We start from the raw sequence: 12962 nt of genomic DNA, 5'->3' as shown, positions 1-12962 counted from the left end.
TTCATATGTTTATATTATCACTTTTTCATATTTTGTCAAGAGTTTTTTTTGCTCACTTGACAGCCTGTTTTGGCAGTGGTAGACTAGAAGTCCTTTTCCAATCTAATTCACATCTCACATTCAGGAAAAGAGAATATTGATACCACGGTAGAGTCCCCGGAAAAAGAAAATTTCTTATTCCGGAGAGCAGCGCTTCCATTGGTTTATCTGGCGGCGCTCACCGCTTGGCAAGATATTAGGACCATCTGACCGGTTATGACAGGTTTTTTTCATTGAAAAAAACTGCCCGCTGCCGGAAGAAACAGGTTCACAAATATTACTACCAGGAGGAACTTTTATGATTCAAGTGGAACACATGAACAAGACCTTTAAGGTCGCAAGGAGAAGTGCCGGCTTTTCAGAAGCAGTCAAGGCCCTTTTTCACAGAGAGGTGGAAACCATCCACGCCCTTTACGACATCTCCTTTACCATAGGAGACGGAGAAATGGTAGGCTATATCGGCCCCAACGGCGCAGGGAAAAGCTCCACCATCAAGATTCTAAGCGGAATCCTTACACCGGATAACGGCACCTGCCGGATCAATGGCCGGGTCCCATGGAAGGAACGAAAGGCACATGTAAAGGACATTGGCGTTGTCTTCGGCCAGCGCAGCCAGCTTTGGTGGGATGTCCCCATCCTGGATTCCTTTGAACTACTCCGCGACATCTACGAAATCCCCACAAACCAATACCAGAAAACTTTAGACGAGCTGACGGAACTTTTGTCCTTAGGGGAGCTTTTGCGCACTCCTGCCAGGCACTTATCCCTAGGCCAGAGAATGCGCTGCGAGATCGCTGCTTCTCTTCTCCACAGACCAAAGATCCTGTTTTTGGATGAACCCACCATTGGTCTGGACGCAGTTTCCAAGCTGGCGGTCCGGGACTTTATCCGAAAGCAGAATCAGAAGCACAAAACCACAGTCCTTCTTACCACCCATGATATGCAGGACATTGACGCCCTGGCAGACAGGGTTCTTTTAATCGGAAAAGGACGGCTGCTTTTAGACGGCGCCCTTTCTGATTTAAAATCCCACCGTCCCAGGGAAGATGCCACACTGGATGAGATCATTGCCGCCCTTTACCGGGATTACCGGATATAGGAGGAAAAACCATGAAAAAATACTGGTCTTTCTTTCGCATCCGTTTTATCCGGGGGCTTCAATACCGTGCGGCAGCCCTTTCCGGAATGGTCACCCAGTTCGTATGGGGGGCCATGGAGATTCTTTTATTCCGGGCCTTTTATGAGGCTGCGCCTGAAAGCTTTCCCATGGAATTTCAGGCACTTTCCACCTATGTGTGGCTTCAGCAGGCCTTTCTGGCCCTTTACATGACCTGGTTCTGGGAATCTGAGCTTTTTGATTCCATTACCACAGGAAATGTGGCCTATGAACTGTGCCGCCCTGTCCGTCTTTATGATATGTGGTTTACCAGAGGACTGGCCACCCGCCTTTCCAAAACAGTCCTGCGGTGTATGCCCATTCTGCTCCTTGCCTGGCTGCTGCCTGCCCCCTACGGCCTTGTACTTCCCGGAAACTTTTGTATATGGTTTTTTACTCTTTTATCCATGACCCTGGGACTTCTTTTTGTGATTGCCTTTGGCATGACCGTATACATGTCCGCTTTTTATACCATTTCCTCTCAGGGGATCAAACTGATCGTCACCTCCCTTTCCGAGTTTTTAAGCGGTGCGGTCATCCCTCTTCCCTTCCTGCCGGATGGGATCCGTCAGGTGGTGAATTTTCTACCCTTTGCATCGGCTCAGAATGTCCCCTTCCGGATCTTTGGCGGGGACTTAAAAGGACATGACATGTATGTAAGCCTTCTGGGACAGGTGTTCTGGCTGGCAGTGTTCCTCATCATCGGACGGGCCCTGGAACGCAATGCGTTAAAACGCGTTGTGATCCAGGGCGGTTGAAAGGAGGCATCCCATGAAATCAATCCGGTTATATGAAAAATACCTGCTCATGCATTTAAAAAGCATGATGCAGCATAAAACCTCCTTCTTTTTAACCACCATTGGACAGTTTCTCATATCCTTTAACGTATTTCTTGGAGTCCTCTTTATGATGGACCGTTTCAAAGAGGTAAAGGGCTTTTCCTACGGGGAGGTTCTCCTTTGTTTTTCCATTACCCTCATGGCTTTTACCATAGCAGAGACGGTCTTCCGAAGCCTGGACACCTTTGAGACCATCATCGGAAACGGAGAATTTGACCGCATCCTTTTAAAGCCGAGGGACAGCCTGTTTCTGGTCCTGTGCAGCAAAATAGAACTGACCAGGATAGGCCGGCTTTTCCAGGCTGCGATCATGTTCGCCTACGGCCTGCACTCCAGCACCATCGTCTGGACCCCTGTCCGGGTCCTTACCGTTGTACTCATGGTCATAGGCGGTGTGGCGGTATTTGCAGCCATTTACTTAATTTTTGCCTCCATATGCTTTTTTACCCTGGAGGGACTGGAATTTATGAACATATTCACTGACGGGGCCAGAGAATATGGGAAATATCCCATAGGCATCTATGGGAAGACTCTTTTGACCGTCTGTACCTACCTGGTCCCCTTTGCCCTGTTTCAGTATTATCCCTTTTTATATCTTACAGGCAGGACCTCACATTCATGGTACAGCCTTCTTCCTCTGGCCGCCTGCTTCTTTTTGGTCCCGGCAGGATTTTTATGGAACTTCGGACTGTCCCGTTATCAGTCGGCTGGTTCTTAAGTCATAACAAAAAGACCGGGGAGCAGATAGGGAATCCTTAAATTCCCCCTGCTCCCCGGTCTTTCTAAAAGGCACAACGATCCGGGCTAAACCACAGGATCATTTGCTCCCTTCCATATGTCAACAGCTTTTTGCCTCTCTTTTTTTCAAGACCCGGTCAAGTACCAGCAACGTCACGGTCACCGACACCATAACACTGATGAAATCCGAGACCGGCTCCGTGTAAAATATTTTATCGATCCCAAACCAGACGGGAATAAGGGCGGCGCCGCCTAAAAATATCACCTTCCGGAACATGGAAAGGGAAATAGCTACCTTTGCAACTCCCATCCCCACAAACCCATCCACCACTGCATACTGCAGCGCAAGAGGTATGATGCCCATGGTATAAATCTTAATGGCCCAAACCGTCAGTTCCACGTAAGCCTCATTCTTGGTAAAAATGCGGACAAAATACCCGGGAACCGTATGAGCCAGAATAAACATGATGGTGGTAAACCCAAGGGCCAGGCATGAAATATGAATGCTTGCCTTTTTAATCCGGTCAGGCCTTCCTGCTCCAAAATTATAACCCAGTATGGTCTGGGTTCCTCCGGTGATTCCTCCAAGAGGCATGGTAACCATGAGCATAAAGCTCTGTACAATGGTCATGCAGGTAAGGAGCATGTCTCCCTGGTTCTCTCCGCCATAGCGCTGAATCATCATGTTTAAGGATATGATCAGAACATTATCAAATGCAATAATCAAAAAGGGGCTTAGGCCCAGCATCAGTACCCGCTTCATGACCTGCCAGTCATAATTGCCAAAGGTGATCCGGATGGGCGGCTTGTCTCCAAACAGGAACCGGAGTACATAAATGCAGGAAGCCATTTGGGACAGCACCGTAGCGATTGCGGCTCCCCGCACTTCCAAGCCAAAGACAAACATGAACACCGGGTCCAGCACAATATTGCACACTGCCCCCAGAAGAACCGACTTCATTCCGGTCTTTGCAAATCCCTGACAGATGATGAACTGATTCATTCCCGTAGACAAAAGTGCAAAAACTGTGCCCAGGAGGCATATGGTAATGTAGTCATTGGCATATGAAAAGGTGGCTTCGCTGGCTCCAAACCACATCAACAGCTTTTCCTTTGCCATAAAAGAAAAAATGGTGATCAGCACCGATAAAACCGTTAAAAGAAAAAAGCAGTTTGCCAGTATCTGGCTGGCAGCCCGTTGGTTTTTCTCTCCCATGCGGATGCTCATCAGGGGGGAACCGCCTACGCCCACTAAAAAAGCCACAGAAGAGATCATGGTAATAATGGGACCGCAGATTCCTACTCCTGCCAAAGAAATCTCACCGGTTCCGGCGATGTTTCCTATGTACATCCGGTCTACAATGCTGTAAAAAACACTAACAAACTGGGCCAGCATGGAGGGAATAGCCAGCCTCCACACCAAGCCCCTGATATGATCCGTATCTAAATTATTTTCTGTCTTCACGTCAAAACTCCGTTAATCCGGTCACTGGACCATGGCCCCGTCAGAACCAAAGGTATAGGAAACTCCGTCAATAGCCATGGTGGTATCATGAATCATGATGCCATTGGAATCCAGATAATACCAGATGTCTCCCACCTGTACCCAGCCGGTCTGCTTTATATAATTCTTTGTATAATATTTATTTCCGTCAATGGTCTTCCAGCCCTCAGAAGGGATGAGAGCGCCGTAATCCGCAAAGGAAAGTTCAATGGTCACATCTCCGCTGATTCCTTCCACTTTTCCCTGATCCGTGCATTGCCAGATAGTACGGTTCTTATAATTGTTGACGGTTCCGTATCTGGCATACCACACATCATATGGGATCTGGTCCATATCAATGTGATTGGTCAGCCATTGGTTATTGGCATATACGATGGGCCGGTATCCTGCATCGGAAATAGTCTTGCAGAATGCATTGATATTATCCGTAATCTGCTGTTTTGACAGATTATTGTCAAGAAGGTGCTGGGATTCCACATCATAAGCAATTGGATAGGAAACCTGGTAATCCTTTACCATCCGGAGCACATATCTGGCTTCCTCTACTGCGGTCTGGGTATCCAGGGCCTGGGTATAAAAAAACACTCCGGTCTTAAGCCCGTTTGCCGCTGCCCCCTCCATGTTTATAGAATAATAGGGATCTCTGTCATTGAGATAACCGATGCGCACCATGGCAAAGGATACTCCATCCTGAGCCACCTTCTTCCAGTCGATCCCTCCCTTTGACTCACTCTGGCGGTTCTGGTACTTTGTTACAGTAATCCCCTTTGCCAGCGCGCCTGCAATAGGGAGTCCGGAGGCATCCACATATTGTCCGTTTTCCATTTTCCAGGCCTCCGCAGAAAATCCGTTGGCAGGCGCTGCCGTTGCATTTAAACTCATAAGGCCGGCCACAAGGCATAAGGCCACTTTCAGTTTTGTATTCTTTTTCATCATTTCCTCTTTCCTGCCGATGCATTCCAGGCATATAAGTATACCCGCAGAGTGTTTCCTTCTCAATGATCAATCTAAATTTAATCCGGCCCCTTGCGAAAGGCTTTGATGTCATGGATCAATGTCTTTACACTGCCAATAAATGAATCAAAGGCTCCGAACTCATATAGATTTAAAAACAGCATGCCAACAGGTACCGCTATGATCATGCCGGCGATCCCGCTTATTTTAAATCCCAAATACAAAAACAGCAGTGTCATAAGAGGGTCCAGCCCCATGGTGTCGCCTACGATCTTAGGCTGGATGACCTGCCTTAACACCAGAGTCAGAACATAGATGACCACCAGGCCGAAGCCAAAGGCATACTCACCTGCAACAAGACGGACCACCGCCCATGGAATCAGAATCGTGCCGGTTCCCAAAATCGGCAGAAAATCAAGAATGGATATGATCACTGCAAGAAGCAGTGCATAATTCACTCCCAATACCAGAAATCCTACTGCCAGTACCGCTGCAATGATGAACATGATTTTAAACTGGGCAAGAAAATAGCCGCCCACCAGACGCTTTGCGTCCTTTTTTAAATACAGGAAATACTTGGTTCCCCCATCAGGGATATAGGGGCGAATCACTTCCATGATCTTATCCCTGTCCACAATAAACAGGTAGGAGGAAAAAATCGTCACAATGGTGTAAACCAGGGCAGCCGGAATGCTCTTTACCATATTTCCTGCCACCGTCACCGTAGGAGAGGCGATCTTCTGGACCATCACATTTAAATATTCGCCTATATGAGTAAAAAACTGGTTCACGGACACCTGAATGTTGTCAGGCAAAAACTGTAAAAGCCCCTCTACCTGCAAAAGCAGCTTCTGGATCTCCAGCCAGGCGGATTCATAATACTTGGGAATATCTCTTGCAAATCCCGCTGCTTCGGATATCAGCATGGAAATCAGGAAATAGAGCGCTGTTATAATAAGGGCCAGCACTGCCACCACAATCAGCACAGAGCTGTGCTTTCTCACAATCTTCAGCCGTTTTTCCAGAAAGCGGACCAAGGGATTGGCAATGACTGAAATGATCCAGCCAATGACAAAGGGGAGGAAGAAACTCAAAAGCCTTGGCCCCCACACACATATTAAGTATAAAAATAAAATCGGTATAACAATATTGAGAATCACTCTGCAATACTTTTTAACTTGCTCCATTTTAATCACCTTCTTAATATGATACTCCCAAAAAGCCTTCCTGACAAACGAATAAATTCTAAAGATATTCTTTTAAAAAACCGTACAGCGCTTCCATCTCCTCATCCGTGCCTATGGTAATGCGCAGGTAATTGTCAATCCTCGGCTGCTTAAAGTACCTGACAAAGATGTTCTTTTCCCGGAGAGCCATGTAGATCTCCTCTGCACTGCGTTCCTTGTGAGAGGCGAAGATAAAATTTGCCATGGAATCCGGAAAAGAAAATCCCAGTTCCTTAAGCCGTTTCTTGGCCGTCTCCCTTGTGCACATGATCTTTTCAAGTGTTTCCTTAAAATATCTGTCATCCTCAAGGACTTTTTCTCCCAAAACCAGGGAAGGGATATTCATGGTGTAGGAATTAAAGGAATACTTTACATCATTTAACCTGCGGATCAGCGACTCATGTCCGTAAGCGCAGCCGATTCTCATTCCGGCCATGGACCGTGATTTGCTGAAGGTCTGCACTACCAGAAGGTTTTCATATTTTTCAGTCAGCCTTATGGCGCTTTCCCCGCCGAAATCAATGTATGCTTCATCCACGATCACCACTGACTCCTGATTATGGGCTATAATATCCTCTACTTCAGAAAGAGGCATGAGAAGGCCGGTGGGTGCATTGGGGTTTGGAAATATGATTCCCCCATTTTCCTTATAATAATCTTCCTTCCTGATACGGAAATCCTCATCAAGAGCAGGAGTTTCATATGGAATCCTGAATAAATCCGCCCAGACCTTGTAAAAGGAATAGCTCACATCAGGAAACAGGATGGGCTTATGTGAATTAAAAAAGGTCATAAAAGCCACGGCGATCACATCATCAGAACCCACTCCCACAAAGATCCGGTCCTCATCTACTTCATAAGCCTTTGAAAGGGCTTTAATAAGGACCGTTGCAGCCGGGTCCGGATATTTGCGGAACCAGTCGCAGTCCATCTGATCCAAAGCCTGTCTGACACCTGGAGCCGGCGGATATGGGTTTTCATTGGTATTCAGCTTTATTAACTTCTCTCCCTTTGGCTGCTCCCCCGGTACATAAGGGGCCACCCTGCGGATATTTGCTTCCCATGGTCTCATTACACTTCCCCCCCTTTTCCTGTAAGGCCATACTCTTGTGCTATCTTCCGGAATGCAGGCAGAGAACGTTCAATCTGCTCATAGGATACACAATAGGCGATCCTGACATATCCCGGACATGCAAAGGAGGTTCCAGGCACCAAAAGCACCCGGTGCTCTTTGCAGGCCTGGCAGAATTCCTTATCATCCACCGGAGCCTTCACGAATAAGTAAAAAGCTCCCTCAGGCTTGATGCAGTCAAACCCATATTCCCTTAAGCTGTTGTAGAGAAGCTCCCTGTTCCTGTTATAGGCTTCCAGATTTACTTGGCTCTCCACGCAGCGCACGATCACCCGCTGCATGAGGGAAGGGGCATTGACGCAGCCAAGCACCCTGGTTGCAATGGCAGCGGCAGCTATGACCTTCTGGGAATCCTCCACCTCATCGGGAATTACCAGATACCCGATCCGCTCCCCAGGAAGGGATAAGGACTTACTGTAGGAATAGCAGACGACGGTATTGTGGTAAAATGGAGTAACATAGGGAACCTCCACCCCGTCATATGCCAGCTCCCGGTAAGGTTCATCAGAGATCAGCAGGATCTGGGTGCCAAGCTCTTCTTCCTTTTCCAGAAGGATGGCTGCGATCTTACGGAGAGTTTCTGCAGAATAAACCACACCCGTAGGGTTATTGGGAGTATTGATGATCACTGCCTTTGTCTTAGGGGTGATCCGTTTCTCAAACTCCTTAAGGTCAGGCTGAAAGCTGGACCTATCCGGAGGCACCGCCACTAGCACGCCGTCATAATTCCTGACGTAGGAGCCGTATTCCATAAAATACGGTGCGAACACCAGAACCTCATCACCGGGATCCAATACGGTTTTTAATATGACGTTCATTCCGCTGGCTGCTCCAACGGTCATAAGAATATTTTCCAGACGAAAATGAGTCCCAAACCGCCTGTTTACGGACTGGGCAACTGCAGCTCTTGTCTCCTCAAATCCTGCGTTGCTCATGTATCCGTGAACAAAAGTGGTTTCCTCTTCCCTGATTATGTCCAGAATGGCCTGGTTCACCTCCGGGGGAGCCGGTACATTGGGATTTCCAAGGCTGAAATCATAGACATTCTCCCTGCCGTACATTGCAGCCATCTTCTTTCCTTCCTCAAACATGGCACGGATGGCGGAATTATTCTCTACAAGGGGTCTCATCTTGTCTGCTATCATAATCTTATTCCTTTCCTTTTTTCTGCCTGTATGGCATCTTTTATCCTGTAATGATTTTATGAGGATTATATCATGAACCTGCGGTTCATGATCAACATTCAACCTTCGCGCCAAGGAGCAAACTCCTCTGCGCGCTCTTGCGCTCATTATATCACAAGTCCCGGAAGCGGTCTATTCCCAGTTTCAAACTTCTCTCTTTTGAAAGCTGCCCGGCCTGGGAAAGCTCCGATTTAGCCTTGTCGCAGCAGTCTGCAAAATCCTTATCCTGTGTCTCTATCATAACAAAAGCGGTGTTGAGCCAATACAGAGGCTTTTCCGCACCTCCTGTAAGTTCCCGGGTCAAAGCCCGGACCACCCGCTTCAGCTTATTTTCCATATCGCTTTTCCGGATATTTTTACACAGCACCATTGCCTCATATACACTGTTTAAGCAGATGATGTCGTCTTCCCTGAAAAAGTGTTTCAGGATTTCCATATAGGGGGTAAAAAACGGCTTCTCTCCATTGCAGTCTTCCTCTTCTGCCCCTATAATCTCAAAGAGGACCAGAGCCGAAGACTGGAAGCGGCGGCGGGCCAGATAAGCCTCCATCTTAGAAGCGGCGGCCTCACGGTCAGGAAGCTCCTTCATGAAATCAGACATTCCCAATGTCATCCGCTCCATCTGATTTAACATCTTCCTGCTGCACTCGATCTGCCTGCGCAGCTCCACGATTTCATCGATGTGCAGCATTACCCCGTACAAAAAGCTGCCATCTGCTTTTACCGACAGCTTGGAGTGGCACAAAATCCAGATATAACCGCTTTTTGAGAGGACCCGGAATTCCACCCCTCTTAAGTTTTCCTCCGGCTTTAAAGCTTTTGTAAGCTCATAGACCTTTTCACGGTCCTCCGGATGGATCATGGCCATAAACTGGCTGCCAAACTGTTCTTCCAATTCCTCTTTTGAATAATCCAGGATTTCCAGGAAACGGAGGCTGGTATAAAGCAGCTCCATCTGTTCCGATCTTTTGCACCGGAAATACCCTCCCGGCATTCCGGAGCCTAAAAATTCCAGTTCGTCATTTTTTAACTGAAGGACCTGATTGGTATCCTGCAGCTTTTTCTGGGCCAAAAGAGTATCACTGATATCCATACAAACATTCACAACTGCCAGCCTTCCATCTTCTGCCTGGACCACACGGCTTTTGGTCATGACCCACAGCCAGCTTCCATCCTTTTTTTTCATGCGGTGGCGGAAGGCATACTCCATGCCCGGCGATATAAAATGGAAGATGGATTCCTGTATCCGCCTTAAATCCTCCGGATGAATGAGATTGGCGATCTTTCCGCCTACAGCCTTTGAAAACATCTCGTAAGTATCATATTCCAGAAGACGAAGCAGCTCATTGTTGACAAAATACAAAGGCAGTTCCTTTTCGCAATAAACTCCAAGAAGCACGCCGGGAGCGATCTGGGCAAATATGGCACCTGCAGCCCATTCATTTTCCTGGGCAAAGTTTTCAAAAGAAAGATTTCTTCCTGAAAGCCTTAAGACATCTCCAAGGATCTTCTGGGAGTCCTCCAGCTTCTGGCGCTGCTCCATCTGCTCTGTGGCATCCCTTACCGATCCATAATATAGACGGCGTTCATCCTGCTCCCGTAAAAAGAATACCCGCAGATGGACCCACATCAGCTCACCCCCAGGACGGTATTGCCGGAAAATCCCCTCTCCTCCCCTGAGGGGATTGCTGTATGCGCTTTCAAAAATGTTCAGGACCCAGTCCATGTCATCCTTATAGACCCTGTTTAAGAGAAACCATCTGCGTTCTTCCATATCCGTCGGGCTATCCCCTGTAATGCGGTAATATTCCTGGTTTACCCGGAGAACCTCGCACCGGTCCTCATGCACCTCATAAAGGGCAATGGCCCCCAGCATGTTATTCAGCATGGCCTCGCTGGTGATATTCTCATTAAACAGATCCTCCAGCTTTAACTGCCCGCACTGGCTGGCCTGGATGCCTCCATAATCCACATTCCCCTCCTGCATCAGGAGAAGCTCCGCCTCCTTCACCGGAAGCGGCTTGTAATAATAATATCCCTGGCCGTAAATGCAGCCGACATTTCTTAAAAAATCCACCTGTTCCTTTCGTTCCACCCCTTCGGCAATGATCTTTATCTGCATGACCCTTGCCATTCTTACAATGGTCTCTAATATCCCCATTCCCCGGCTCTGGCTGTTTTCATTCATATCCAGGAATTTGGTGTCGATCTTAATAACATCTACGTTCACATCCTTAAGCATGTTAAGGGAAGAATAGCCGCTGCCAAAGTCATCCATGAACACAGGAAACCCTGCCTTGCGCAGATCCTCCAGAACCCTGCGGATCTTATCATCATCCTCCGCATAAGCGCTTTCCGTGATCTCAATTTCCAGGTATCCGGGGTTAATTTCATACCGGTTCACCAGCTCCTTGAATTTTTCCACCACATCAATGGCATAAATATCCATGCGGGACATGTTGACGGAAATGGGGATCAGCCTTTTCCCTTCTTTGATCCAGGTGTTCAACTGCCTGCATACCATCTCCCAGATATAGATATCCAGATAGGTGATAAACCCATTCTGCTCCAAAAGGGGGATGAATTCTCCCGGAGAAATAAGCCCCTTAAGAGGGTGCTGCCATCTGACCAGGGACTCCAGGCCGATGATCTTTCCGGTGAGCATATTGCACTGGGGCTGGAGGAAAAAAATAAACTCTCTCTTTTCCAGGGCCCGCTGGATTTCCGAGAGAAGAAGCTGATCCTTTTCCATCTTCTGTTTCATGCCCGGATCATACCAGCCCATGCGCCTGGCATAATTGCCCTTTACGGAATTCAGAGCGATTGCCGCCCTGTCATACATCATGCTGACCGAAAGGCTGCCGTCCTCTATCCGGTAAATGCCGAAAGCCGGCAGGAATCCTGCATTTCCCCCATACTGCCTGACATAGTTGTTGATCTCCTTTTCCAGGCCTTTTAATATAGCAATGTCTTCCGGCAGAATGATGACAAAATCGTCTCCTCCCATATACCCTGCAATGGAATTATACAGCAGCTCCAAAGATTTTAAATGCTTTCCGATCTTGATCAGGAAGCGGTCCCCTTCCTCTTCCCCGTACCATTCGTTAAACAGCTTAAAATGCTCAATGTCAATGGCCACCATAACATACTTTCCGCCAAGCCATTCTTGCAAAAGCTGTTCCGCCTTCTCAAAAAAAGGACCGTAGCGGAAGAGCCCTGTCATGGAATCTGTTTCTTCCCGCTTCTCCCGAAGCTTTTTCTGCTCTTCCTCTTCCACTTTCTTCCTGCGGTCAATATCCTGGACATAACACATGATAATGGGGTCCGCACAATCCCCGCACCGGAACAATACAGCGATCACCCTGACCCAGCAATAGTTCCCGTTTACCATCAGCTTGCGGAAGTCCCCCTTCATGACCTTTCCGTTGGCGTGGAGCCGGTCCAGCAGGGTGGATTCCTCCCAGAATTTCAAAAACCTCTCCTTGTCTTCCGGGTGGATCATGAGATCCGCCGCATCCATACGCATGGAATCCAGCCGTCCTTCCACCTGGGGAATCCGGAACTTATCCTTCTGGTAAAACAGGATCTTATAGGTGTTTGCAGCAATATTCAGTTCAAAAAGTTCATCATAAACGGTGTTGTCTGTCAAATGATAAAAAAGATTCTTATTCTTCTCATCAACGGGCCGGAACATGATGAGCCTGCACCCGTTGTGCCCTGGCCAGTCGATGGCACCGGAAGATACATTCAGCCAAAGTTCTAAAACAGAATTATAAAATATCACATGCTCAGACTTCTGACTTGTGCCCGGACAGTCCTTACAGGGCGCCAGTCCTTTCCCCATCCCCTGGTAACAATACATCCCCTCTTTCAAATCCGGATAATATGATTTAGCCGCATCATTCAGATAAACGATTCTGTAATCCTGGTCAACTATGTAAATACCGGCCTCTCCATTTTCATCCGACATACGATTCATACACTCCCGCCTCTCCTGCATTACACTATCTACGCACCATATAAATTATTGTAATATTATAGTATGAAAACTCTGCTTCCGTCAACAAGTTCAGACCCAGGCTCTTAACTGAAAACAGGGAAAAAGCAAAAGGCACTTCAATCCTCCGTTTTTCTCAGACAGGGCTGTCTTTCCCTGTTCTGACTTAACGGCTGACTGTCATGCCCTTATT

At 47.6% G+C, this 12962-nt stretch carries 9 protein-coding genes; 3 read left to right on the top strand and 6 right to left on the bottom strand.

Features of this window, described 5'->3' with window-relative positions; translation table 11 throughout:
- Nucleotides 1-337 precede the first annotated feature (337 nt).
- From ACYVD3_RS06175 to ACYVD3_RS06165, 3 genes are read left to right on the top strand one after another with little or no spacing between them, the layout of a single operon-like run.
- Nucleotides 338-1138, top strand: a complete 801-nt coding sequence (locus tag ACYVD3_RS06175) for an ABC transporter ATP-binding protein (protein ID WP_460641637.1) — start codon at nt 338-340, stop codon at nt 1136-1138.
- An 11-nt stretch (nt 1139-1149) separates the two neighbouring features.
- Nucleotides 1150-1953 (top strand): ABC transporter permease, encoded by an 804-nt coding sequence (locus ACYVD3_RS06170; protein WP_460641636.1) that lies wholly within the window; start codon nt 1150-1152, stop codon nt 1951-1953.
- Nucleotides 1954-1966: 13 nt separating this feature from the next.
- Nucleotides 1967-2752, top strand: a complete 786-nt coding sequence (locus ACYVD3_RS06165; RefSeq protein ID WP_460641635.1) for an ABC transporter permease — start codon at nt 1967-1969, stop codon at nt 2750-2752.
- 120 nt (nt 2753-2872) lie between these two features.
- On the opposite strand, the gene ACYVD3_RS06160 is transcribed toward ACYVD3_RS06165, so the two are convergent.
- The 6 genes from ACYVD3_RS06160 to ACYVD3_RS06135 form a co-directional block, all read right to left on the bottom strand.
- A complete protein-coding gene (locus ACYVD3_RS06160) occupies nt 2873-4237 on the bottom strand; it encodes an MATE family efflux transporter (protein ID WP_460641634.1) in 1365 nt (454 codons plus the stop codon).
- Between the two features lie 21 nt (nt 4238-4258).
- Nucleotides 4259-5209 carry a glycoside hydrolase family 25 protein gene (locus ACYVD3_RS06155; RefSeq protein ID WP_460641951.1) on the bottom strand — a complete coding sequence of 317 codons (951 nt, stop codon included), beginning with the start codon at nt 5207-5209 and terminating at the stop codon, nt 4259-4261.
- An 80-nt stretch (nt 5210-5289) separates the two neighbouring features.
- Nucleotides 5290-6417, bottom strand: coding sequence for a sporulation integral membrane protein YtvI (gene ytvI / locus ACYVD3_RS06150; protein ID WP_460641633.1), 1128 nt, complete (start codon nt 6415-6417; stop codon nt 5290-5292).
- 58 nt (nt 6418-6475) lie between these two features.
- The gene (hisC, locus tag ACYVD3_RS06145; protein ID WP_460641632.1) at nt 6476-7528 is read right to left on the bottom strand and encodes a histidinol-phosphate transaminase; all 1053 of its coding nucleotides are present in this window, start codon (nt 7526-7528) and stop codon (nt 6476-6478) included.
- The gene (locus ACYVD3_RS06140) at nt 7528-8733 is read right to left on the bottom strand and encodes a pyridoxal phosphate-dependent aminotransferase (RefSeq protein WP_460641631.1); all 1206 of its coding nucleotides are present in this window, start codon (nt 8731-8733) and stop codon (nt 7528-7530) included. Before ACYVD3_RS06140 ends, hisC begins: the two co-directional genes overlap by 1 nt.
- Nucleotides 8734-8884: 151 nt before the next feature.
- Nucleotides 8885-12751, bottom strand: a complete 3867-nt coding sequence (locus tag ACYVD3_RS06135; RefSeq protein WP_460641630.1) for an EAL domain-containing protein — start codon at nt 12749-12751, stop codon at nt 8885-8887.
- Nucleotides 12752-12962: the final 211 nt, after the last annotated feature.

It is taken from the genome of Lacrimispora brassicae, assembly GCF_054772055.1.
Note: the sequence above shows the minus strand (reverse complement) of the source record. Positions and strands in the feature narration are given on the sequence as shown.

Excerpts from the sequence above, each read along its gene's own strand:
- ACYVD3_RS06175 (WP_460641637.1), top strand. The coding sequence starts at position 338 with ATGATTCAAGTGGAACACATGAACAAGACCTTTAAGGTCGCAAGGAGA.
- ACYVD3_RS06170 (WP_460641636.1), top strand. The coding sequence starts at position 1,150 with ATGAAAAAATACTGGTCTTTCTTTCGCATCCGTTTTATCCGGGGGCTT.
- ACYVD3_RS06165 (WP_460641635.1), top strand. The coding sequence starts at position 1,967 with ATGAAATCAATCCGGTTATATGAAAAATACCTGCTCATGCATTTAAAA.
- ACYVD3_RS06155 (WP_460641951.1), bottom strand. The coding sequence starts at position 5,209 with ATGAAAAAGAATACAAAACTGAAAGTGGCCTTATGCCTTGTGGCCGGC.
- ytvI (WP_460641633.1), bottom strand. The coding sequence starts at position 6,417 with ATGGAGCAAGTTAAAAAGTATTGCAGAGTGATTCTCAATATTGTTATA.
- hisC (WP_460641632.1), bottom strand. The coding sequence starts at position 7,528 with ATGAGACCATGGGAAGCAAATATCCGCAGGGTGGCCCCTTATGTACCG.
- ACYVD3_RS06140 (WP_460641631.1), bottom strand. The coding sequence starts at position 8,733 with ATGATAGCAGACAAGATGAGACCCCTTGTAGAGAATAATTCCGCCATC.
- ACYVD3_RS06135 (WP_460641630.1), bottom strand. The coding sequence starts at position 12,751 with ATGAATCGTATGTCGGATGAAAATGGAGAGGCCGGTATTTACATAGTT.